The sequence below is a fragment of the Kitasatospora sp. NPDC094016 genome (assembly GCF_040304045.1).
Classification (GTDB): Bacteria; Actinomycetota; Actinomycetes; order Streptomycetales; family Streptomycetaceae; genus Kitasatospora.
The window spans coordinates 1-20905 of sequence record NZ_JBEOUK010000069.1 but is presented as its reverse complement, the minus strand read 5'-3'; the positions used below and the strand labels follow the sequence as shown (position 1 = coordinate 20905).

Below are 20905 nucleotides of genomic sequence, written 5' to 3'. Positions count from 1 at the left end.
GAAGCGGCCCAAAGCGCTTACTCCCGCTGTCGCCGAACCGGTTGGCGTCCCCCATGGGCGTCGATACGATCCGCGGATGATCCTCTCCCATGACGTATCTCATGACCTGCCGGGGAACCGCCCCACCCTGGTGCTGCTGCACTCGTCCGTGTGCGACCGGAGGATGTGGGACCCGCAGTGGCAGGGGCTGGTCGACGCGGGCTACCGGGTGATCCGGGGCGACTTCCGGGGCTTCGGCGACACGCCTCCGGCCGACGCCCCGTACAGCGACGCGCAGGACGTGCTGGCGCTCCTCGACCACCTGGGCGTCGAGAGCGCCGCGCTGATCGGCGCCTCGTACGGGGGGAAGATCGCCATGGACGTGGCGGCGCTGCGCCCCGGGGCCGTCACCGCGCTGGTCCTGCTCTGCTCCGGGGCGTCCGGGCACGTCGCCGGTGACGCTCTGATGGCCTTCGCCGCGCGGGAGCGGGAACTCCTCGCGACCGGGGACGTCGAGGGCGCCGTCGAGCTCAACGTCGAGAGCTGGCTGGGCCCGGAGGCGGGCGACGAGGCCCGCGAACTCGTCCGCCGGATGCAGCGGCGCGCCTTCGAGGTGCAGGCGGACGCCGGGATCGGCCCCACCGACGACGAGGCGGACCTCTCCCGGATCGCGGCGCCCTGCCTGGTCGTGACCGGCGGCCACGACCTGGACGACTTCCGGCGGATCGCCGACTCCGTGGCGGCGCGGATCCCGGGCGCCCGCCGGCTCGAACTGCCCTGGGCCGGGCACTTCCCCGGCCTGGAGCGCCCCGAGGAGACCTTCGAGCTGCTCACCGGATTCCTCCGCGAGACGGCGTAGGCGCCCCGAGGGCGCTGCCCCGGTCGGCGGAGCCGCGCCGGCAGGGGAGGGGCGGGTAGGGTCAGGGCGGGCCGGGGCAGGCCGCGTCGGGATCGTCCAGCAGCAGCTCCAACAGTGGTACGGCCGCCTCCAGTTGATGGCACTGCTGCGGGGTGAGCCGCGTGCTGCGGCGGGCCAGCAGGGCGGAGCGCTCCCGGCGGATCCGGGTGATCGCCGCCAGGCCGGCCGGAGTGAGTTCGAGCAACTGGGAGCGGCCGTCCAGCGGGTCGGGGGTCTTGGCGATCAGGCCCTCGGCGGTCAGCGGGGCGATCGTACGGAGCACGGACGGCACGGCCACCCCCTCCCGCGCGGCGAGTTCGCCGAGCCGCAGCGGGCCGTGCACCTCCACCCGGGCCAGGGCGGAGAGTTGGGCGACGGTGAGGTCCTGGCCGCCGGAGGCGCGGGCCATCTGCCGGTTGAGCCGGCCGATCGCCAGGCGCAGCCGGACGAGGGCCTCGGCGGAGAGACCGGCCCCGGCCGCGCCGCGGCTCCCGGCCTCGGCGTCTGCGTCGGGGTCGTTCACGGAGTCGGCGCCGGTCGCGGCATCGCGCCCGGTCATGGCCTGCGGGCCTTCCCGTGCGCTGCGGGCCGGCTCGCACCGGGCCGTTCGGCGGCCCCGGCCGCGCCCGGCCGGGGGCGGCGCGGCCCGGTCCGCCCGCGCACCAGCGAGGCCGCCGCGGCGACCAGCGACATGGCGATCGCCAGCCAGAACACCACGACCAGGCCGTCGTGGAAGGGGCCCGAGATCAGTTGCGGGAAGAACTCCCGGCCGGTCAGCGTCCGGGCGTCGGCCGCCGGGAGCATGCCGAGCACGTGCGGGCCCAGCAGCTGCTGGATCGGGTTGTACCCGAGGAACGCGGCGAAGAGCGTGCCGACCGGTGGCAGCGAGGCGATGGTGTGCGCGTCGGCGGCGGGCACGCCCTGCGCCGTCAGTCCGGCGGTGAGGGTGTGCGGCAGCGAGCCGGCCAGGCCGGCCACCATCAGCGAGAAGAAGACGCCGATCGAGAGCACCATGCCGGCGTTCTGGAAGGTGGCCCGCATGCCGGAGGCGGCGCCGCGGGCCTCGGCGGGCACGCTCGACATGATCAGCGAGGTGTTGGGGGCCGCGAATAGGCCGCCGCCCAGGCCGTTGAGGAACACCAGGACGGCGAACCACGGGTAGCCGAAGTCGGTGGGCAGGAGCAGCAGTCCGGCGAAGGACAGGGCCATCACCACCAGCCCGCCGGAGGCGAACAGCCGGGCCCCGGCCCGGTCGGAGAGGTAGCCCGAGACCGGTCCGGCGGCCAGGAAGCCGACGGTCAGCGGGACGAGGTAGATCCCCGCCCACAGCGGGGTGTCGGCGTAGTCGTAGCCGTGCAGCGGCAGCCAGATGCCCTGCAGCCAGATGATCAGCATGAACTGGAGGCCGCCGCGGGCGATCGAGCCCAGCAGGGTGGCCGCGTTGCCGCCGGCGAAGACCGGGTCGCGGAACAGCGCCAGTGGGAACATCGGCTCGGCGACCCTGGACTCGACCGCGCAGAAGGCGATGAGCAGCGCCACGCCGCCGACCAGCCCGCCCAGCACCCAGGGGCTGGTCCAGCCCATGGTGTGGCCGCCGTAGGGCTGGATGCCGTAGGTGATCGCGGCGAGCAGGGCGGTCAGGCCGACGGCGAAGGTGACGTTGCCCCACCAGTCGATCCGGGCGGGCCGCCGTACGCCGGTCTCGCGCAGCGACCGGTAGGCCCAGACCGTGCCGAGGATGCCGATCGGCACGTTGACCCAGAAGATCGACCGCCAGTTCCACTCGGCCAGCAGCCCGCCCAGCACCAGGCCGATGAAGGAGCCGGCGATGCCCGCGACGATGTTCACCCCCAGCGCCATGCCGCGCCGGTGGGCGGGGAACGCGTCGGTGATGATCGCGGCCGAGTTGGCCATCAGCATCGAGCCGCCGATCGCCTGCACCACCCGCCAGCCGATCAGCCACAGCGCGCCCGGCCCGCCGTGCAGCGGGTCGAGGGAGAGGGCCACCGAGGTGAGGGTGAAGATCAGGAAGCCGGCGTTGTAGATCCGCACCCGGCCGTGGATGTCGCCCAGTCTGCCGAGGGTGACCACCAGGACGGCGGTGACCAGCATGTAGCCCATCAGCATCCACAACAGGTAGCTGACGTTGCCGGGTTGGAGCGGGTCCAGGCCGATGCCGTTGAAGATCGCGGGGAGGGAGATCAGGACGATCGAGGCGTTGATGGTGGCGATCAGGGTGCCGAGCGTGGTGTTGGAGAGTGCGACCCACTTGTACCGCGGATGGTCCGCCGCCACGGCCCCGCGGACCGTGCGGACGCGCCTGCCCCTGCCGTTGTTCGGGATCTTCGTCGCCACCGCTGCCCCCAGGTGAGTGGCAGGCCGGGGGCCGCCAGTCGGAGAGTACTTCGATAGCTTTCGCTAACTAACGATAGTCCGACCGCCTCGCTGCCGATAGCCCGCAGGCATCCCGGGGGCCGCCGCCGACCACCGACCGCGGGCGGCCGGTGGCCCCTCCCGCGCGGCCGGGGCCCGGCGGCCGGCCTCGTACGCACAGGCTCACGTCCCGGCGGCCCGGCCGCTTTCCGACGCGGCACATACACATTTCCGCCACATTCCCGCGGTGCTGCGCCGCCTTTTCGTGGCGCCGGATGTCCGAATTGCCTGACCGGGGTGGCTTCGTGTCGAATTCCTTGACATGACCACCTTCTCATTTTCGTCTGCGGCAAGTAAAACTTCGCAAAGAATAGCTCTCCGTAGGGGGGCGGTTGACCTGCGCAATCAACATATTGTTGCAGCTCAGAGGCATGATGATCACCCTTCGCCATACGGGTGTAACCGGTCGTGTCCGCGCCGACCGGCATTCCGCAGGAGTACGGTTCCGGAGGAATCGCCGGGCGTGCTCGCAAGGAAAGTCGAGCAGCCTTGCGGGACTATTCGCCATGCCGTGGAAAGCCGTACCGGGAATTGGTGCGAAGTATGGGTCAGAAAAAGGGTGGGCCGGGGGCCTCGGAGGCCGCCCGCCCGATATCCCTCAAGTTAGCCGTCGAAGTCCTGCGCGGCGTCGCGCAGGTCGACTTCATGCCGTCCGCCGTCTGCGGCCTGTTCTTCGTGGCCGCACTCTTCGCGGCCGGCTGGCGCTACGGCGTCTACGGCCTGCTCGGCAGCGCCGTCGGCACCGCCGTCGCGTACGGCCTGCGGCTGGCGCGCGACGCCGTCGAGGCCGGGTTGCACGGTTACAACGGCTGCCTGGTGGCGCTGGGGTGCGCGGTCTTCCTCGGCCCCGACCACCCCGCCACCGTCGCGGCGGCCGTCCTCGGCGCCGTCGTCGCCGTGGTGGTCACCGCAGGCCTCGGCGCGGTGCTCGACACCTGGAAACTGCCCGCGCTCACCGCGCCGTTCTGCCTGGTCGCCACCGCGACGACGGCCGCGGCGCCCGGCTTCCGCCACCTGTGGCACGGCGCCGGCGCCCCGACGGCCCTGGCCGGGCCGGCCGCCGGCCCGACCGGGCTGACCTGGGACCAGCTGTGGCACGGGTTCTTCGCCAACATCGGCCAGATCTTCTTCATGCCCCAGTGGTACGTCGGCCTGCTGTTCCTGGCCGGCATCTTCGCGGCCAGCCGCCCGGCCGGCCTGCTGGCCTGCGCGGGCAGCGCGACCGGGCTGCTCACCGCCTGGGCGCTCGGCGCGCCCGCCGACGCCGTCGGCCAGGGGCTGCTCGGGTACAGCGGGGTGCTCGTCGCGATGGCGCTGTGCGGCGTGTTCGTCGCCCCCGGCGGGTGGAGCGCGGCCTACGCCGTCCTCGGCGCGGCCGCCGCCACCGTCCTGACCCCGGCGCTGGCCGCCGCCACCGCGCCGTTCGGCGGCCACGCCTTCACCTGGCCGTTCGTCCTGACCACCATGCTGTTCCTGGCGGCGGTGCCGGCCATTCCCCGGCTGCGCAGAGTCTGACCGGGTTTCGGTGGCCCGAATTCCCGTTCGTGACAGGCGTGTTCATTCGGAGTTCCTGCGGAGTTCCCTCGGAAAGGAAGAGTGATTCCCGTGAATCTCGCCCCGCGTGAGATGGACAAGCTGTACATCTACGTCGTGGCCGATCTGGCCCGCAAGCGCCGCGACCGCGGTGTGAAACTGAACTACAGCGAGGCCTGCGCGCTGATCAGCGAGGCGATCATGGAGGGCGCCCGGGACGGGCGCACCGTCGCCGAGTGCATGGAGATCGGCAAGCAGGTCGTCAGCGGCGAGGACGTCATGCCCGGCGTCCGCGAGATGCTGCCGCTGCTCCAGGTCGAGGCCGCGTTCCTGGACGGCACCAAGCTGGTCTCCTGCCACGACCCGGTGGGTGCCTGAGCCATGACTGTACGTCAGGCGGAAACGGCGGCCGGTCCGACGCCGGCCCCGACCTCGGCCCCGGCGCCCGCCGCCACGGTGGTGCTGGCCGGCGGGCACGAGAGCGACGGCGGCCGGGACCTGGCCGCCCTGGTGGAGCGCGAGCCCGCCGTCCACGCCGCGGCCGCCGCCGGCCGGGCGCTCGGCGAGGCCGTCCGCTCGGCGCTGGCCGCCACCGACGGCCCGGTGTGCGTCGTCCCGATGACGCTGGGCCGCGACCCGAAGCTGGTGGCCGACACCGCCCGGGCGCTGCGCTGGCTGGCAGCCGGGGAGGGGCGCGGACGGCTCGCCCTGACCGGGGCGTTCGGCGGCAAGGACCACCTCGTCGGCTGGCTGCGGGCCGCGGCCTCCGCCGCCCCCGGGCCCGACGGCGCCGTGCTGGTCACCGCCCCGGCGGCCGGCCCGTTCGAGGACGCGGACCTGTTCCGGATCGCCCGGCTGGTCCGCCAGTACGGCCACCACCGCTGGGTCGAGGTGGCCTTCGCGGGCGGCGACCCCGACCTCGCCGAGGGCGCCGAACGCTGCCGGCTGCTCGGCGCCCGCGAAGTGACGGCCGTACCGGCCTCGTTCGGACCGGCACTGCGCACCGACCTGCCCGGGGTGCGGGACGGCGGGCCGCTGCTGCGGCCGTCCGCGATCGCCGGCGTCGTCGCGGCCCGCACCGCGGCGGCCCTGCACCTGCTCGGCCACGGCGAGGACGGCATCCTGGCCGGCCTCGACGCCGAGCACGGGCATGGCTACGCGCACAGCCACGGCCCCGGCGGGGATCACTCGCACTCGCACGGCCACGGGCACTCGCACGGGCACGGCCACGGCCACGGCCACGGTGCCGCCGACGGACACACCCACGGCCACGCACACCACTGAACCGAAAGAACCGAACCGACAGAGAGGAAGGGCCCGCCATGTCTGGTGGCGCCACGTACCTGTACGGCGACGACCCGGTGGAGATCAACGCCGGTCGCGCCCAGGTCACCATCACGGTCAGCAACACCGGCGACCGGGCGATCCAGGTCGGCTCGCACTACCACTTCTTCGAGGTCAACCGCGCCCTCGACTTCGACCGCAACGCCGCCTACGGCAAACACCTGGACATCCCGGCCGGCACCGCCGTCCGCTTCGAGCCGGGCGACACCAAGGACGTCACGCTCGCCGAGTTCGGCGGCCACGGCCGCCTGATCGGCTTCAGCAACCTCGTCGACGGCGGCATCAGGTCGGCCGACACCCGCGCCCGGGCGATCGACCGGGCGATCGCCCTCGGGTTCAAGGGCACCAACCTCGACCACAAGGAAGGCGACCGCTGATGGCCACGCTGTCCCGCAAGCAGTACACCGATCTCTTCGGGCCCACCGTCGGCGACCGCTTCCACCTCGCCGACACCAACCTCGTCGTCGAGATCGAGAAGGACTTCAACCAGGGCCACTACGGCGACGAGGCCGTCTACGGCGGCGGCAAGGGCATCCGCGACGGCATGGCCCAGGACCCGGCCGCCACCTCCGCCCAGGGCGCGCTGGACCTGGTGATCACCAACGTCGTCGTGATGGACGCCGTCCTCGGCGTGGTCAAGGGCGACATCGGCGTCAAGGACGGCTTCATCACCGCCGTCGGCAAGGCCGGCAACCCGCACACCCAGAGCGGCGTGCACCCCCAGCTGGTCATCGGCCCCGGCACCGAGGTGATCTCCGGCGAGCACCTGATCGCCACCGCCGGCGGCATCGACACCCACATCCACTTCATCGCCCCGCAGCAGGTGCAGGAGGCGCTGAGCAACGGCATCACCACCCTCATCGGCGGCGGCACCGGCCCCTCCGACGGCACCAACGGCACCACCTGCACCCCCGGCCCGTGGAACATCCACCGGATGTACCAGGCGGTCGAGGACCTCCCGGTCAACGTCGGACTCCTCGGCAAGGGCAACGGCTCGCTGCCCGGCGCCCTGCGCGAGCAGGTCGAGGCCGGCGTCTGCGGCCTCAAGGTGCACGAGGACTGGGGCAGCACCCCCGCCGCCATCGACAGCGCGCTCGGCGTCGCCGACGAGTACGACGTCCAGGTGGCCATCCACACGGACACCCTCAACGAGGGCGGCTTCTTCGAGGACACCCTCTCCGCCATCGACGGCCGCACCATCCACACCTTCCACACCGAGGGCGCGGGCGGCGGCCACGCCCCCGACATCATGCGGATCGCCGGCGAGCCCAACGTCCTGCCGTCCTCCACCAACCCCACGCTGCCCTACACCGTCAACTCGGTCGACGAGCTGCTGGACATGGTGATGGTCTGCCACCACCTCAGCCACGACATCCCCGAGGACGTCTCCTTCGCCGACTCCCGGGTCCGCGCCGAGACGATCGCCGCCGAGACCGTCCTGCACGACGAGGGCGTCATCTCGATCTTCTCCTCGGACTCGCAGGCGATGGGCCGGATCGGGGAGTCCTTCACCCGCGCCTTCCAGACCGCCCACCACTGCAAGGACCAGCGCGGCAAGCTCGACGGCGACACCGAGCGCAACGACAACTTCCGCGTCCTGCGCTACCTCGCCAAGCTCACCATCAACCCGGCCATCGCCTCCGGCACCGCCGACCACATCGGCTCGCTGGAGAGCGGCAAGCTCGCCGACATCGTGCTCTGGCCGATCAACTCCTTCGGCGCCAAGCCCAAGATGGTCATCAAGGGCGGCGTCATCAACTGGGCGCTGATGGGCGACCCGAACGCCTCGCTGCCCACCCCGCAGCCGGTCTACTACCGCCCGATGTACGGCGCGCTCGGCCGGGCCAAGCAGGCCACCCGGGTCTCCTTCATGTCGCAGGCCGCCATCGACCTCGGCGTCCCGGCCCGACTCGGGCTGGACAGCAGGGTCCTGCCCGTACGGCGCTGCCGTTCGGTCGGCAAGCAGCACATGGTCCGCAACGACGCGCTGCCGAAGATCGCCGTCGACCCGGAGACCTACAAGGTCACCCTGGACGGCGAGCCGGCCACCATCGAGCCCGCGCGCGAACTCCCGCTCAACCACCTGTTCTACCTCGCGTGAGCGGCTCTCCCGGACCAGGTGCAGGACCCGGCTCCTCCGGGGCCGGGGGAGGCCTCGACGCCCTGCTGGTCAGCCTCCAGCTGACCGACTCCGCCTTCCCCAGCGGCTTCTACACCCTCTCGCACGGCCTGGAGGGCTACGCGCAGGCCAAGGCCGTCAGCTCGGACACCATGCCCGAGCTGCTCACCGACCTGCTGCGGCACTCGGTCGGCCCGGGCGACGCCACCGCGCTCGCCCTCGCCCACGGCGCCGCCCAGGCCGGCGACTGGGACCTGCTGGTCGAGGTGGACCAGCGGCTGCACGCCACCAAGCTCAACCGCGAGCTGCGCCTGGCCTCCACCCGGACCGGGCGCCAACTCCTGGACATCGCAAGGGAGTCGATCGGCGGCGAGCCGCTGGACCGGTACGCCGAACTGGTCGCCGCCAAGCAGGCGCCCGGCTCCCAGGCGGTGGCCGCCGGAGTCGCCTACGCCTCCGCCGCCGTGCCCGTCGACCAGGCCGTCGCCAGCGACCTGTTCGCCTTCTGCACCAGCTTCGTCGGCGCCGCCCTGCGACTGCGGCTGACCGACCACCGCAAGGCGCAGGTGGTGCTGCGGGCCGCGGCGCCGGTGATCGAGGAGACCGTACGGGCCGCCCTCACCCGCGAGTTGGACGACCTGGGTGGGTGCGTGCCGGTCGCGGACGCGATGTCCGGACGGCACGAACGGGCCGAGGCCCGGCTGTTCGCCAGCTGAACCGCGTCCGGGAGGTGCGGGCGGGCACCGAAGTGTCGCAGCTCCCGTTCCTCCCGGACGCAGAACCAACGTCACACCGCATCAGAAGGAGACAGCAATGACCGAGAACGTGCTCCGCGTGGGCATCGGCGGGCCGGTCGGCTCCGGCAAGACGGCGCTCATCGAGGCCCTCGTCCCGGTGCTGATCGCCAACGGCCACCGCCCGGCGGTCATCACCAACGACATCTACACCCAGGAGGACGCGCAGCACGTGCGTCGCACCCTGGCCGGCGTCCTCGATCCCGAGCGGGTCGTCGGCGTCGAGACCGGCGCCTGCCCGCACACCGCCGTCCGGGACGACCCGACGATGAACCTCGCGGCCGGCGCCGAGATGCTGGAGCGCTTCCCCGACGTCGACACCCTGCTGTTCGAGTCCGGCGGCGACAACCTCACGCTGACCTTCAGCCCCGTCCTGGTGGACCTCTTCCTCTTCGTCCTGGACACCGCCGAGGGCGAGAAGATGCCCCGCAAGCGCGGCCCGGGCATCACCGAGTCGGACCTGCTGGTCATCAACAAGATCGACATCGCCCAGTACGTCCGCGCGGACCTCGGCATCATGGAGTCCGACGCCCACCGCGTCCGCGAGGGCGGGCCGGTCGTGCTCACCAACTGCCTCACCGGGCACGGGCTGGACGAGATCGCCACCTTCCTGGAGACCTTCCGCAAGGTCCCGGCATGACCGTCACGGTGGCCGCGGGGGAAGCGGCCGCGGGACAGGCCGCCGTGCCCCGGCTCGATCCGCGGCACTACGAGCCGGCCCGCGTCCCGTACGCCGTCCGCCGGTACGCCGGGACGCCCGACACCCTGGGTGTCGGGCGTCCCGGCAAGGTCGGCCTGCTGGAGCTCGCCTTCGAGCGGATCGGCGAACGCACCGAACTCACCGGCCACTACCAGAAGTCGCCGCTGCAGATCATGCGCCCGCTCTACTTCGACCCGGCCCGCCCGGACCTCGCCGTCACCTTCCTGATGTCCACCGGCGGCGGCATCCTCCAGGCCGACCGGCTCCGCACCGACCTGCGTTGCGGCGCCGACACCGCGACCCACCTCACCACCCAGGCGGCCACCAAGGTCTACCGGATGGAGTTCGACTACGCGACGCAGCTGGTCAACCTGGACGCCGGCCCCCGCGCCTACGTCGAGTACCTGCCCGAGCCCGTCATCCCCTTCGTCGACTCCCGGCTCTACCAGCGCACCGTCCTCACCGTCGACCCCACCGCCACCGTGCTGGCCGGCGAGACCGTCCTCGCCGGCCGCCTCGCCCGGGGCGAGCGCAACGCCTACCAGGTGTTCGCCTCCGACCTCGAAGTGCGGCGCCCCGACGGCCAGTTGATCGCCCTCGACACCGTCCGGCTGGAGCCGCCGGAGTCCGGCGTGACCGGCCCGGCGGTCCTGGCCGGCCACGACGTGATGGCCAGCCTCTACGTCGTCACGCCGCTCGCCCCCGCCGCGCAGGTCGCCGACACCCTGTACGAGGCCCTGGCCGGCAGCGGCCTGCTCCACGGCGTCAGCGTCCTCCCGCACGACAGCGGCGCCTGGCTCCGCCTGCTCGGCGCCGACACCCGCGCCTGCGCCGCCGCCCAGCGCACCGCCTGGGACGCCGTCCGCCGGCTCCTCATCGGCGCCCCGGCTCCGGCCCTGCGCAAGACCTGACCCCGCTCCGTACGTCCCCGTACGTCCCCGCACCTCCCCGAAGCGCTCCGGCGCCTCGGGGAGGGGGCGCGAGCGGGCGAGGGCGCGCGGCCCCGCACGTCGGCTCGGCGAAGGACTGGCTGACCTGGGTCATCCCGGTGATCCTGCTGGTGCTGGCGTTCCGGATCACCCGCTGGTACCCCGAGCACGTGCGCGAACAGGCCCGGCGCGGTCGGTGAGCAGCACACCCGGGGGGCGTCCGGGCGCCGCGACGGCGGGATTCACCCGGTCGGGTGGATCCGGCGGGACCTCTCCCGGGCGGGCGAGGAGCGGCTGGATAGTGAGGAGGCAGTCGCATTCCTCGCTGTTCGCGTTCTCAACTCGCTTCAAGGGGAGGACACATGGTCGGTACGGCGCACCGGAGCACCGGTGTGGAGGGGGTGGAGGGCGGTGTCGGTCTGACGGCCCTCCTGGTCGCCGCGGCACGCGCGATCGAGACCCACCGGCACGACACCCTGGCGCAGGACGTCTACGCGGAGCACTTCGTGCTCGCCGCACCGGCGTGCGCGGGCTGGCCGGTCCGGATGCACCAGGTGCCGGACGGGGACGCGAACCCGCTGTGGGGGCGGTTCGCGCGCTACTTCGGTCTGCGGACGAGGGTCCTCGACGACTTCCTGCTCCGGTCGGCGCACTCGGGCGCCCGCCAAGTGGTCCTGCTCGGCGCCGGGTTGGACACGCGGGCGTTCCGGCTCGACTGGCCTCCCGGCTGCACGGTCTTCGAAGTCGACCGGGAGGGCGTGCTGGCCTTCAAGCACGGGGTGCTCGGCGGGCTGTCGGCCTCCCCGAAGGCGGCGCGGGTACCGGTCGTCGCCGATCTGTGCGCCGACTGGGCCGCGGCGCTGGCCGAGGCCGGCTTCGACGCGGCCGTACCGAGCGTCTGGCTGGCGGAGGGGTTGCTGTTCTACCTGCCCAGCGGTGTCGAGGCGCGACTCGTCGACACGGTCGGCCGGTTGAGCGCGGGCGGCAGTGCCATGGCGTACGAGGTCAAGCTGGAGAAGAGCCTGCTGGAGTACCGCGAGAGCCCGCTCTACACCTCGACGAAGCACCAGATCGGCATCGACCTGCTCGACCTGTTCGACGCAGAGCCGCGGCCCGACTCCGCGGGCGCCCTGGCCGGCAAGGGCTGGATCACCTCGGTCCACACCCCCTTCGACTTCACCCACCAGCACGGACGCGGCCCCCTGCCCGAGCCGAACGACGCGCTGGAGGGCAACCGCTGGGTGTTCGCGCACAAGCCCCGGGTGTAGTGCGGGGAGGCTGGAGCGCCTCGTTCAGCGGGCGCTCCGCTCCGGGACCAGGACGGGTTTGACCACCCGGCCCGCTTCGCAGTCGCGTTCGGCCTCGTTGACGGCGGCGAGCGGGTACCGGCGGATCAGCTGGTCGAAGGGGAACCGCCCGGCCTGCCACAGCCCGGTCAGCCGGGGGATCAGCAGCGCCGGCACCGCGTCCCCCTCGCAGATGTGGGAGATCCGCCGGCCCCGGTCCAGTGTCCCCGGATCGAGCGACAGCGCGGTGCGGAGCCGGGCCACCAGCCCGAGGTGGCCGGTCGGGCGCAGGGCCCGGAGCGCCTCGTTGATCAGCGGGGCGGAGGCCGTGGTGTCCAGCGCGTACTGGGCGCCGCCGTCGGTCAGCCGCTGGATCCGCTCGGCCAGGCCGGGCCGGGAGGCCAGGTCGGGTCCGGAGACAAGGCCGGGCCCGGAGGCGTGGTCGGCTGGTCCGGCGCGCAGCGGGATCGCGCCGAACCGCTCGGCGAGGTCGAGCCGTTCGGGGTACCGGTCGACGGCCACGGTCACCGCCCCGGCGGCCGTGGCCGCCATCACCGCGGCCAGGCCCACCGCCCCCGCGCCGAGGACCACGACGGTGTCGCCGGGGCCGGCACCGAAGGAGTTGAACACCGCCCCGGCACCGGTCAGGAAGCCGCAGCCGAGCGGCCCGAGCAGGTCGACGGGCAGCGAGCGGTCGACCCGGACGGCGTTGCGCGCCGGGACCATCGCGTACTCGGCGAACGAGGACTGGCCGAACCACCGGGGGGCCAGCTCGCCCCCGGCCGCGTCGGTGAACCGCGCCGCGTCCTCCTCGCGCCCGCCGAAGAGGTTGAGCGCGGCGAAGGAGTCGCAGTAGGCGGGGGCCGCGCCCAGGCAGTTCCGGCAGTGTCCGCACGAGTCGAAGCTCAGCACGACGTGGTCGCCGACGCTCAGCCCGGTGTGCGGGCCGCCGGTCTCCACGACGACCCCGGCCCCTTCGTGCCCGAGCACCGCCGGCAGCGGCGAGCGGCCCGCCGAACGCCGGACCGCGAGGTCGGTGCGGCACATCCCGCAGCCCGCGATCCGCACCAGGACCTCGCCGTCGGCCGGCCCCCCGTTCAGGACCACCTCCTCGACGGCGAACCCGCCCTCGTACGAGCGCAGTACCGCCGCGTCGAACCTCATCGCCACCGTCACGCCTCCTCCGGATCGTCAGGCCTCCTCGGGCCGGTGCACGACGAACGGCCTGAGGTTCCCGTAGAGCCCCCACGGCCCGCCCGCGACGCCGACACCGCTCTCCTTGATGCCCGCGAAGGGCTGGGCGAGGGACAGTTCGGCGTGGTGGTTGATCCACGCCGTCCCGCACTCCAGCCGGTCGGCCACCGCCTCGGCCCGGTCGAGGTCCGTCCCCCACACCGAGCCGCCCAACCCGAAGCCGGTGTCGTTGGCCGCCTCGACGGCCTCGTCGACGCTCCGGTACGGCAGCACCGGCAGGACCGGGCCGAACTGCTCCTCCGTCACCACCGGACTGTCGGCGGGGACGTCGGCCAGGACCGTCGGGGCGAAGAAGTAGCCCGGCCGGTCCAGCCGGTGGCCACCGGCCGCGGCCCGGGCGCCGTCCGCCAGGGCCCGGTCCGTGTAGCGCTCGACCCTGGCCAGCTGGGGGGCGTTGTTGACCGGCCCCAGCTGGGTGCCCGGGTCGAGTCCGGCTCCGACGACGACGCTCTTCGCCCGCTCCGCGAGGGCCTCGACCACGTGGGAGTGGAGCCGGGCCGGGGCGTAGACGCGCTTGACCGCCATGCAGACCTGCCCGCAGTTGCGGAACGCCGCCCAGAACAGCCGGTCCGCGATCCGGTCCACGTCCACGTCGTCCAGCAGGACGGCGGCGTCGTTGCCGCCCAGTTCCAGGGTGACCCGGGCGAGCGAGGCGGCCGCGCCCGCCGCGACGGCCCGTCCGGTGGGGACCGAGCCGGTGAAGGTCACGTGGCGGATCCCCGGGTGGGAGGCGAGCCGGGCGCCGAGGGGTTCGCGGCCGGTGACGACCGTCAGGACGCCCTCGGGGAGGGCGGCGGCGAGGACGGACCCCAGCAGCCGGGTGGCGAGGGGGGTGAACGGGGAGGGCTTGAGCACCATCGTGTTGCCCGCGGCGAGCGCGGGCGCGAACTTCGCCGCCGCGAGCTGGAGCGGGAAGTTCCACGGGACGATCGCGGCGACCGGCCCCAGCGGCCGCCAGCGGATCTCGCTGCGCACCGGACGGCCGTCCGCGATCGGCTGGGGCCCGGGGGCCAGGGCGGCGAAGTAGCGCAGCCGGGCCGCCGTCCGGGCGACCTCCGCGGCCGACTCGGCCACGGGTTTGCCCTGTTCCCGGGTGAGCAGCGGGGCGAGGTCGGCTCCGGCCGCCTCCACGGCGTCGGCTGCCGCGCGCAACGCGGCGGCGCGGGCGGCGGGGTCGGCCAGCCAGCCGCGCCAGGCCTCGTGGGCCCGGCCGACGACGGCGTCCAGCGTGTCCGGCTGCTGGTCGGGGGCCTCGGCGAAGGCCTCGCCCGTCGCCGGGTCGACGACGGCGAAGCACCCGCCGTCGGGCCCGGGCGGGCGGCCGGGCCGGCTCGTCGGCATGCCGGCGGTCAACTCGCGGCGGTGACGACGGCCGCGTGCTCCCGGGCGTGCCGGTCCATCTCCGCCCGGAAGTCGGCCACCAACTGCGGGCGGATCCTTCCGGCGGTGCGGTCGCCACCCTCGCAGACGGCCCCGCGCACCCCCACGATGTCGGTGCCGATGCGGGTCAGCGTGCCGAGGTCCGCCGCCCTGACGCTGCCCGCGAGCGCGGCGAGCAGATCGGCTTCGTGGGCCAGCCGGACGAACTCCGCGCAGACCTCGGGCGGAACGTGGTCGAACAGCCTGGTCCCGTCCTTGATCGCGGTGTCGAGCATGGCCGCGTCGGAGCCGGAGCGGCGGGCGATGTCGGGCAGCGCGAGCGGGTTGACGCAGCCGATCCGGTGGGCGTCGGCGTAGCCCGAGGCGACGACGAACGCGTCCGGCCGGTAGTCCTTCACGGCCCGGACGACCCCTCGCATGACGTCGACGGCCTGTTCGGGCGTCGTGCACCCGTAGAGGCCGACCTTGATGTACGTGGCGCCGGAGACGGCCGCACCGAGCGCGGCCTGGGCCACCGTGCCGGGCTTGTACGGGACGTCCCCCACGGTGGCGGAGAGCGGCTTGTCCGCCGGGACGGCGTCGCGGATCTCCCGGATGACCCACGGGAAGTTCGCGCCGAGCGAGCCCTCGTCCGGCTTCTTGACGTCGACGATGTCGAGGTGCTCCGCCGCCTTCGCACAGTCGAGGGCCTCCTCGACGCTGTCCGGGGAGATGAGCAGCAACAACGTGGGCTCCTTCCACCGCAGGTCCACCGGCCGGGGGCAGGTGTGCGGGGTCGTCTGGATCACGTGCGGTCCGCTCATCATTCCTTCGGCCCGTGGCCCCCGGTAGGGCGCGCGGAGCCCGAACGGATCACTCCCGTGGCGCGATCACCCCCCGGCGCGCCGGACACGCCAGTTCGAACCCGTCGCGCACGGGCCCGGTCGTGCCGCCGGGGCCGGGATGCCGGCTCCTGGCCGCCCGGGACGGCCGTTCAGGCCCACCGCTCCACGAAGCGCCGCTGCCAGGGCGTCTCCACGGCATGCCGGTCGTAGTGCTCCCGGACGTACGCGACGGCCTCGGCGGCCGGGACGCCGTCCAGGATCGCGACGCAGGCGAGGGCGGTGCCGGTGCGGCCGCGGCCGCCGGCGCAGGCGAGTTCGACGCGTTCGGTCGCCGACCGCCGCCAGACCTCGCGGAAGGCGTCGGTCGCGTCCGCCCGGTCGGCGGGGAGCCGGAAGTCGGGCCAGTGCACCCAACGGCCCTCCCACGGGAACGGCTTGGGCGGGCGGCCCAGCAGGTAGAGCCCGAAGGAGGGGTGGGGGCCGGGCGGCAGCGGGCGGCTGAGGCCGCGCCCGCGCAGCAGCCGGCCGGAGGGCAGGCGCAGCACGCCGGGGGCGGTCGGGTCCCAGGGCGCGGTCGGCCCGGTCGGCCCGGGGGTTTCGGGGGTTTCGGTCATCTCGCGGTTCTCCTCAGGACGCCACGTGCAGGGCCGGGGTGCCCGGCATCCCGGCCCGGTGGGCCAGGGCCGCCGCCTCGCCGCGCGAGGAGACGCCGAGCTTGGCCAGGATGTTGGCGACGTGGAACTTCACCGTCGACTCGCTGATGTGCAGCGTCGCGGCGATGTCCCGGTTGCGCCGACCCTGGGCCAGCTGGTCGAGCACCTCCAGCTCGCGCGGCTGGAGGCCGTCCAACGGGTCGGTGGTGCGCGGTTGTTCGGGCAGGACGAGCGGCAGGTCGACGCTCACCGTGGTGCCCCAGCCGGGGACGGCCTCGATGGCGCAGCGCCCGCCGAGGGCGGCGATCCGGTCGGCGGTGCGGTGGACGGCCAGCGCGTCGGCGGCCAGCAGACCGGGGCCGTCGTCCCGGACCACGGCCCGCAGCGTGTCACCGCTGAACCGCCAGCTCACGTGCAGCCTGGTCACGGCGTCCTGCTCCAGCATCACGAGGACGGCCGCCCGGACGGCGTCCCGGGCGGCGTGCGCGGTGTCCGCCGGAACGGACCGGCCGGCCTCCGCCGGCGGTGCGACGTCCAGCCGCACCCGGGTGTGCCGCAGCAGCGGGCGCAACTGCTGGTCGAGCCGGGCGAACGCGGCGTCGGCGGGCTCCTCGCTGAGCGCCCGGTCCAGGTCGGCGCCCCGGCGCAGGTCGAGCAGCGCCGTCACGGCCAGCTCGGTGGCGGCGCGGCGCGCGGTGGCGTCGTCCAGCGCGGCGGAGCGCAGCGGCGCGAGGACCGCGGTGAGCGCGGCGCCGTGGGAGCCGGTGAACTCGGCGATCGCCCGGGCCCGGGCGTTGGCCGAGGCCCGGGAGGCCACCGCGTGGGTGGGGCCGGCGTCGGTGGCGCGGTGGTGCGAGTGGGTGGTGACCAAGTCCCACAGCTGCTGGAGGACGGCGAGTGCCCCGGCCGCCACCGGGTCGGCGCCGCCGTCCCGGACCAGCACCAGCACCGCGGTGGTGGCGCCCGCCGCCGACGCCGTGACCACCACGACGGACCTCGCCCGCCCGGCCAACCGCGCCTCGCCCTGCCAGGCCCGGCCGTCGGCCGTCGCCGCCGTGGTCGTCTCGGCCAGCTTGGCGAGCTCCAGGCCGCTGACGGCGGCGGTCAGCTCGGGCGGGCCGAAGGCGAGCGTGGGGGAGTAGGTGCAGACGCCGCTGAGCTGGGCGATCGCCACGTGCGGCACGAGGGTGGCGACCACCTCGGAGAGCCGGTCCATCAGGTGCGGCCGGGGGGTGCGCAGCACCTCGACGGCCCGCGCCAGCGCCTCCTCGGGGCGGCCCCAGTGCTGCCGCCACCGCTCGTCCGCGGCCCCGTCCGCGCTGTCCCCGTCCCTGCCGCCCACGTCCTCGCCCGTCTCGTCGCGCACGCCCTTGTCGGCGCCGATGCCGTCGCCCATGCCGGCCAGCCTAGCCCGGGGGCCGCGGCAGCGGCCTGGCCGTTCGGACAGGTGGAACCATCCGAAAGACGGGCCTGGCGACCACCCCGGACGGTCCAGGATGGAGCCGTCGGAAGAAACAACTCACCGAAACCGCAAGGACATTCCATGACCAAGGCGATCGCCTTCTCCGAGTACGGCGGCGTGGACGTGCTGCGCCCGACCGACGTCGAGCTGCCCGCCCCGGGCGCCGGCCAGGTGCGGGTCGCCGTTCGCACGGTGGGCGTCAACCCGCTGGACCACAAGGTGCGCAGCGGCTCGATGGTGGCGGCCTTCCCGGTCTCCTTCCCGCACGTCGGCGGCTACGAGCTGGCCGGTGTGGTGGAGGCCGTCGGCCCGGACGTGACCGCGTGGGCGCCCGGCGACGAGGTGTTCGGCGCCGTCATGGGCGGCGCGTACGCCGAGCAGGCGCTCGTCGACGCCGACCTGCTGGCCCGCAAGCCCGCCTCGCTGAGCTGGGAGGAGGCCGCGGCGATCCCGGTGGCGGCCGAGACCGCCGAGCGGGTGCTCGGCGTCCTGGGCGTGCGGGCCGGCGAGACGCTGCTGGTGCACGGCGCGGCCGGCGGGGTCGGCACCCTGCTGCTGCAACTGGCCCGGGCACGCGGGATCACCGTGGTCGGCACCGCCGGCGAGGCCAACCACGGCTACCTGCGCGAGCTGGGCGCGATCCCGGTGGCCTACGGCGACGGCCTGGCGGAGCGGGTGCGGGCCGCCGCGCCGGGCGGGGTGGACCGGGCGCTGGACGCGGCGGGCAAGGGCGGGGTGCTGCCGCTCTCCATCGAGCTGACCGGCTCCGCGGACCGGGTGGTGACGATCGTCGACTTCGCCGGCTCCGCCGAGTACGGCGTCCGCTTCAGCGGTGGGGCGGAGGGCGTCGAGCCCTACCACCAGCGCGCCTACGCCGCCGTGCTGGCGCTGCACGAGGAGGGCACCCTGCGGCTGCCGCTGCACCAGGTGCTGCCGCTGGCGGAGGCAGCCGAGGCGCACCGGCTCAGCGAGTACGGCCACCTGCGCGGCAAGATCGTGCTCACGGTCTGAGGCCAGGGGCGCCGGGGCCGTCGATGTCCGGCGGCCGGCCCGGCGCATTGATCAACTGATCGATGCGCCGGGCCTCCTGACGTGGAATCGGTAGAGTCCGGTGGCATGGTGACTGAGAGCACATCAGGGGGGTCGGCGGGCCGCCTGGCCGGGCGGTCCTGCGTGGTGACGGGCGCGGCCAACGGCATCGGCCGGGCCGTCGCCGAACGCTTCGTGCGCGAGGGCGCGTCGGTGGTCGGCACCGACATCGACGTCGAGGGGCTGCGCCGGCTGGCCGACCGGTTCCCGCACGCCGTCAGCACGGTGGTCGGCGACGTGGCCAGTGACGAGGACGCCCGCCGGATGGTCGACGCCGCCGTCGAACGGCACGGCCGCCTCGACGTCCTGGTGGCCAACGCCGGGGTGATCCCGCTCATGGAGGTCACCGAGGCCACCGCCGAGGAGTGGGATCAGGTCATGGCCGTCGACGGCCGCGGCATGTTCCTCACCTGCAAGTACGGCATCCAGGCGATGGCCGCCCAGGAGCGGCCCGGTGGGGCGATCGTCTGCGTCTCCTCCATCTCCGGCGAGGCCGGCCAGCGCGGCCAGGCGGTCTACGGGCCCGCCAAGTTCGTCGCCTCCGGCCTCACCCGGCACCTCGCCGTCGAATGGGCCGACCGCGGCATCCGGATCAACGCCGTCGCCCCCGGCACCATCGCCACCGACCGCGTCGCCCGCCTGTACGACGAACCCGGCGGGACGGAGTACCTCGCCGCGATCGAGAAGCGCCACCCCATGGGCCGCCTCGGGGCCCCGGCGGAGGTCGCGGCGGCCGTCCTGTTCCTCGCCTCCGACGACGCCTCCTTCATCACCGGCGCGGTGCTGCCCGTCGACGGCGGCTACCTCGCGCAGTAGCCGTCGGCCCCGGAGTTCCCGACAAGGGTGTCGGGGGAGCTGTCGGGGGAGCTGTCGGGGGAGCTGTCGGGGGAGCTAGGGAAGCCGCTCGACGATGACCATCGCCGCGTCGTCGTCCAGCCGGCCGCCGACGTGGGCGAGCAGGTCGCGGCGCAGGTGGTGGAGCAGGGCGGTCGGGCGTTCGTCCTGCCAGGCGGTGACGCGGTCGGTGAGCGGGTAGAAGCGCCGGTCGGCGTCGCGGGCCTCGATCACGCCGTCGGTGTAGATCAGCAGCCGGTCGCCGGGGTGGAACGGGAAGGTCTCCACCTCGTAGCGGACCGGGGCGAGCTCGCCCAGGCCCAGTGGCGGCGCCGGGCGGCGGGCGGCGAGCGTGGTGATGCCGTCGGGGCGCAGCAGCAACGGGGGCGGGTGGCCGCAGTCGATCAGCCGGACCGCCGTGCCGTCGTCGGGGATGTCGAGCAGGACGGCGGTGATGAAGGACTCGCCGCTGTCCTCCGGCGGGGCCGCCTCGTCCGGGTCCTCGCCGCTCAGGCGGCGTCGGCGGGCCTGTTCGCCGAGCTGGGCGAGGTCCCAGCAGACGCTGCCGTCCAGGTAGGCGGCGAGCCCGGGCAGGTCGGCGTGCAGGTGGGCGGCGGCGCGGAAGGCGCCGAGCAGCAGGGCCGCGTCGCCGAGCGAGGACAGGCCCTTGCCGCGGACGTCGCCGACCAGCAGCCGGGTGCCGGTGGCGGTGCGGGCGGCCGCGTACAGGTCGCCGCCGACCTGTGCCTCGGCCTCGGCGGCGAGGTAGACGGAGGCCAGGTGCAGCGGCCCGATCCGGTCCGGCAGTGGGCGCAGCAGGACCCGCTGGGCGGCCTCGGACACCGAGCGGACCTGGGCCAGCTCGCGCTCGTACCGTTCGCGCAGCGCCCGCAGTCCGATGATCAGGGCGGAGACGACGAGCTGTGCGCCCAGCTGGGTCTCGATGTTGGCGCTGGTGATGCCGTCCCGGGTGATGCCGATGACGGTGAGCGCGGCGAGGGCCAGCAGGGCGACTCCGGCGGTGGCCCGGGCGCCGGCGTAGGAGGCGGTGAGCGCGGGGGCGACGATCAGCAGCGGGCCGAGGTGGATCTGTGCGGGGGAGAGGATGTCGACGGCGGTGATCACGACGATCAGCGCGAGCGACAGCGCCGTCAGCGCGCGACGGTCGGGCCGCCGGGAGCGGCGGCGGTCGCGCGGGCGGTCGCGGGGGTGCGGGTCACGGGGACGCTGCCGGAGTGGCACCTTTCCTCTGTACACCGTCGGAGCGGTGGGGCGCACCCGGAGGCCCCCGGGCGCACCCCTTGAGTTCTAGGGATCGTTGCAACACCCCAGCTGGGGAGTGCAATGACCTTCGAGATCCGCGAGGACCGGCAGCCGCAGGGGCCCAGGAAGCT

The 20905-nt window shown here is 74.1% G+C and carries 20 protein-coding genes; 12 read left to right on the top strand and 8 right to left on the bottom strand.

Going from position 1 to position 20905, the window contains the following annotated elements:
- Positions 1–76: 76 nt before the first annotated feature.
- Complete coding sequence (locus ABT015_RS36090; protein WP_350887013.1) at positions 77–838, top strand: alpha/beta fold hydrolase; 762 nt, start codon at positions 77–79, stop codon at positions 836–838.
- 61 nt (positions 839–899) lie between these two features.
- On the opposite strand, the gene ABT015_RS36085 is transcribed toward ABT015_RS36090, so the two are convergent.
- Positions 900–1436, bottom strand: coding sequence for a MarR family winged helix-turn-helix transcriptional regulator (locus tag ABT015_RS36085; RefSeq protein WP_350887011.1), 537 nt, complete (start codon positions 1434–1436; stop codon positions 900–902).
- Complete coding sequence (locus ABT015_RS36080; protein ID WP_350887009.1) at positions 1433–3172, bottom strand: MFS transporter; 1740 nt, start codon at positions 3170–3172, stop codon at positions 1433–1435. Before ABT015_RS36080 ends, ABT015_RS36085 begins: the two co-directional genes overlap by 4 nt.
- A gap of 681 nt (positions 3173–3853) precedes the next feature.
- On the opposite strand from ABT015_RS36080, the gene ABT015_RS36075 reads away from it, so the two are divergent.
- The 9 genes from ABT015_RS36075 to ABT015_RS36035 all read left to right on the top strand — a co-directional run bounded on the left by ABT015_RS36075 (position 3854) and on the right by ABT015_RS36035 (position 11997).
- The gene (locus ABT015_RS36075; RefSeq protein ID WP_350887007.1) at positions 3854–4825 is read left to right on the top strand and encodes an urea transporter; all 972 of its coding nucleotides are present in this window, start codon (positions 3854–3856) and stop codon (positions 4823–4825) included.
- Positions 4826–4915: 90 nt separating this feature from the next.
- Complete coding sequence (locus ABT015_RS36070; RefSeq protein WP_063349823.1) at positions 4916–5221, top strand: urease subunit gamma; 306 nt, start codon at positions 4916–4918, stop codon at positions 5219–5221.
- 3 nt (positions 5222–5224) lie between these two features.
- Entirely contained in the window at positions 5225–6127 is a 903-nt protein-coding gene (locus ABT015_RS36065; protein WP_350887005.1) for a sirohydrochlorin chelatase, read from the top strand.
- 38 nt (positions 6128–6165) lie between these two features.
- Complete coding sequence (locus ABT015_RS36060) at positions 6166–6564, top strand: urease subunit beta (protein WP_350887002.1); 399 nt, start codon at positions 6166–6168, stop codon at positions 6562–6564.
- Positions 6564–8288 (top strand): urease subunit alpha, encoded by a 1725-nt coding sequence (gene ureC, locus ABT015_RS36055; RefSeq protein ID WP_350886999.1) that lies wholly within the window; start codon positions 6564–6566, stop codon positions 8286–8288. The genes ABT015_RS36060 and ureC overlap by 1 nt, the downstream gene beginning before the upstream one ends.
- Positions 8285–9022 (top strand): urease accessory protein UreF, encoded by a 738-nt coding sequence (locus ABT015_RS36050; RefSeq protein WP_350886997.1) that lies wholly within the window; start codon positions 8285–8287, stop codon positions 9020–9022. The genes ureC and ABT015_RS36050 overlap by 4 nt, the downstream gene beginning before the upstream one ends.
- Positions 9023–9119: 97 nt before the next feature.
- Complete coding sequence (gene ureG, locus ABT015_RS36045) at positions 9120–9740, top strand: urease accessory protein UreG (protein WP_063349828.1); 621 nt, start codon at positions 9120–9122, stop codon at positions 9738–9740.
- A complete protein-coding gene (locus ABT015_RS36040; RefSeq protein ID WP_350886994.1) occupies positions 9737–10711 on the top strand; it encodes an urease accessory protein UreD in 975 nt (324 codons plus the stop codon). Before ureG ends, ABT015_RS36040 begins: the two co-directional genes overlap by 4 nt.
- Before the next feature lie 380 nt (positions 10712–11091).
- The gene (locus tag ABT015_RS36035) at positions 11092–11997 is read left to right on the top strand and encodes an SAM-dependent methyltransferase (protein WP_350886992.1); all 906 of its coding nucleotides are present in this window, start codon (positions 11092–11094) and stop codon (positions 11995–11997) included.
- Positions 11998–12021: 24 nt separating this feature from the next.
- On the opposite strand, the gene ABT015_RS36030 is transcribed toward ABT015_RS36035, so the two are convergent.
- From ABT015_RS36030 to ABT015_RS36010, 5 genes are all read right to left on the bottom strand, one after another.
- A complete protein-coding gene (locus tag ABT015_RS36030) occupies positions 12022–13179 on the bottom strand; it encodes an NAD(P)-dependent alcohol dehydrogenase (RefSeq protein WP_350887037.1) in 1158 nt (385 codons plus the stop codon).
- 27 nt (positions 13180–13206) lie between these two features.
- Positions 13207–14610 carry an aldehyde dehydrogenase family protein gene (locus ABT015_RS36025; protein WP_350886990.1) on the bottom strand — a complete coding sequence of 468 codons (1404 nt, stop codon included), beginning with the start codon at positions 14608–14610 and terminating at the stop codon, positions 13207–13209.
- Between the two features lie 8 nt (positions 14611–14618).
- Positions 14619–15374, bottom strand: a complete 756-nt coding sequence (locus ABT015_RS36020; RefSeq protein ID WP_350887035.1) for a (5-formylfuran-3-yl)methyl phosphate synthase — start codon at positions 15372–15374, stop codon at positions 14619–14621.
- 248 nt (positions 15375–15622) lie between these two features.
- On the bottom strand, positions 15623–16087 hold the full coding sequence (locus tag ABT015_RS36015; RefSeq protein WP_350886987.1) for a protein-tyrosine phosphatase family protein: 465 nt from the start codon (positions 16085–16087) through the stop codon (positions 15623–15625).
- Between the two features lie 13 nt (positions 16088–16100).
- Entirely contained in the window at positions 16101–17522 is a 1422-nt protein-coding gene (locus tag ABT015_RS36010; RefSeq protein ID WP_350886985.1) for a helix-turn-helix transcriptional regulator, read from the bottom strand.
- 147 nt (positions 17523–17669) lie between these two features.
- On the opposite strand from ABT015_RS36010, the gene ABT015_RS36005 reads away from it, so the two are divergent.
- Positions 17670–18599, top strand: coding sequence for an NADP-dependent oxidoreductase (locus ABT015_RS36005; RefSeq protein ID WP_350886983.1), 930 nt, complete (start codon positions 17670–17672; stop codon positions 18597–18599).
- Positions 18600–18704: 105 nt separating this feature from the next.
- Positions 18705–19493 (top strand): SDR family NAD(P)-dependent oxidoreductase, encoded by a 789-nt coding sequence (locus ABT015_RS36000; protein ID WP_350886980.1) that lies wholly within the window; start codon positions 18705–18707, stop codon positions 19491–19493.
- Between the two features lie 75 nt (positions 19494–19568).
- Here the strand turns inward: ABT015_RS36000 and ABT015_RS35995 are convergent, their stop codons facing one another.
- A complete protein-coding gene (locus ABT015_RS35995; RefSeq protein WP_350886977.1) occupies positions 19569–20753 on the bottom strand; it encodes a PP2C family protein-serine/threonine phosphatase in 1185 nt (394 codons plus the stop codon).
- Positions 20754–20905: the final 152 nt, after the last annotated feature.

Excerpts from the sequence above, each read along its gene's own strand:
- ABT015_RS36090 (WP_350887013.1), top strand. The coding sequence starts at position 77 with ATGATCCTCTCCCATGACGTATCTCATGACCTGCCGGGGAACCGCCCC.
- ABT015_RS36085 (WP_350887011.1), bottom strand. The coding sequence starts at position 1,436 with ATGACCGGGCGCGATGCCGCGACCGGCGCCGACTCCGTGAACGACCCC.
- ABT015_RS36075 (WP_350887007.1), top strand. The coding sequence starts at position 3,854 with ATGGGTCAGAAAAAGGGTGGGCCGGGGGCCTCGGAGGCCGCCCGCCCG.
- ABT015_RS36065 (WP_350887005.1), top strand. The coding sequence starts at position 5,225 with ATGACTGTACGTCAGGCGGAAACGGCGGCCGGTCCGACGCCGGCCCCG.
- ABT015_RS36060 (WP_350887002.1), top strand. The coding sequence starts at position 6,166 with ATGTCTGGTGGCGCCACGTACCTGTACGGCGACGACCCGGTGGAGATC.
- ureC (WP_350886999.1), top strand. The coding sequence starts at position 6,564 with ATGGCCACGCTGTCCCGCAAGCAGTACACCGATCTCTTCGGGCCCACC.
- ureG (WP_063349828.1), top strand. The coding sequence starts at position 9,120 with ATGACCGAGAACGTGCTCCGCGTGGGCATCGGCGGGCCGGTCGGCTCC.
- ABT015_RS36040 (WP_350886994.1), top strand. The coding sequence starts at position 9,737 with ATGACCGTCACGGTGGCCGCGGGGGAAGCGGCCGCGGGACAGGCCGCC.
- ABT015_RS36035 (WP_350886992.1), top strand. The coding sequence starts at position 11,092 with ATGGTCGGTACGGCGCACCGGAGCACCGGTGTGGAGGGGGTGGAGGGC.
- ABT015_RS36030 (WP_350887037.1), bottom strand. The coding sequence starts at position 13,179 with ATGAGGTTCGACGCGGCGGTACTGCGCTCGTACGAGGGCGGGTTCGCC.
- ABT015_RS36025 (WP_350886990.1), bottom strand. The coding sequence starts at position 14,610 with ATGCCGACGAGCCGGCCCGGCCGCCCGCCCGGGCCCGACGGCGGGTGC.
- ABT015_RS36015 (WP_350886987.1), bottom strand. The coding sequence starts at position 16,087 with ATGACCGAAACCCCCGAAACCCCCGGGCCGACCGGGCCGACCGCGCCC.
- ABT015_RS36010 (WP_350886985.1), bottom strand. The coding sequence starts at position 17,522 with ATGGGCGACGGCATCGGCGCCGACAAGGGCGTGCGCGACGAGACGGGC.
- ABT015_RS36005 (WP_350886983.1), top strand. The coding sequence starts at position 17,670 with ATGACCAAGGCGATCGCCTTCTCCGAGTACGGCGGCGTGGACGTGCTG.
- ABT015_RS36000 (WP_350886980.1), top strand. The coding sequence starts at position 18,705 with ATGGTGACTGAGAGCACATCAGGGGGGTCGGCGGGCCGCCTGGCCGGG.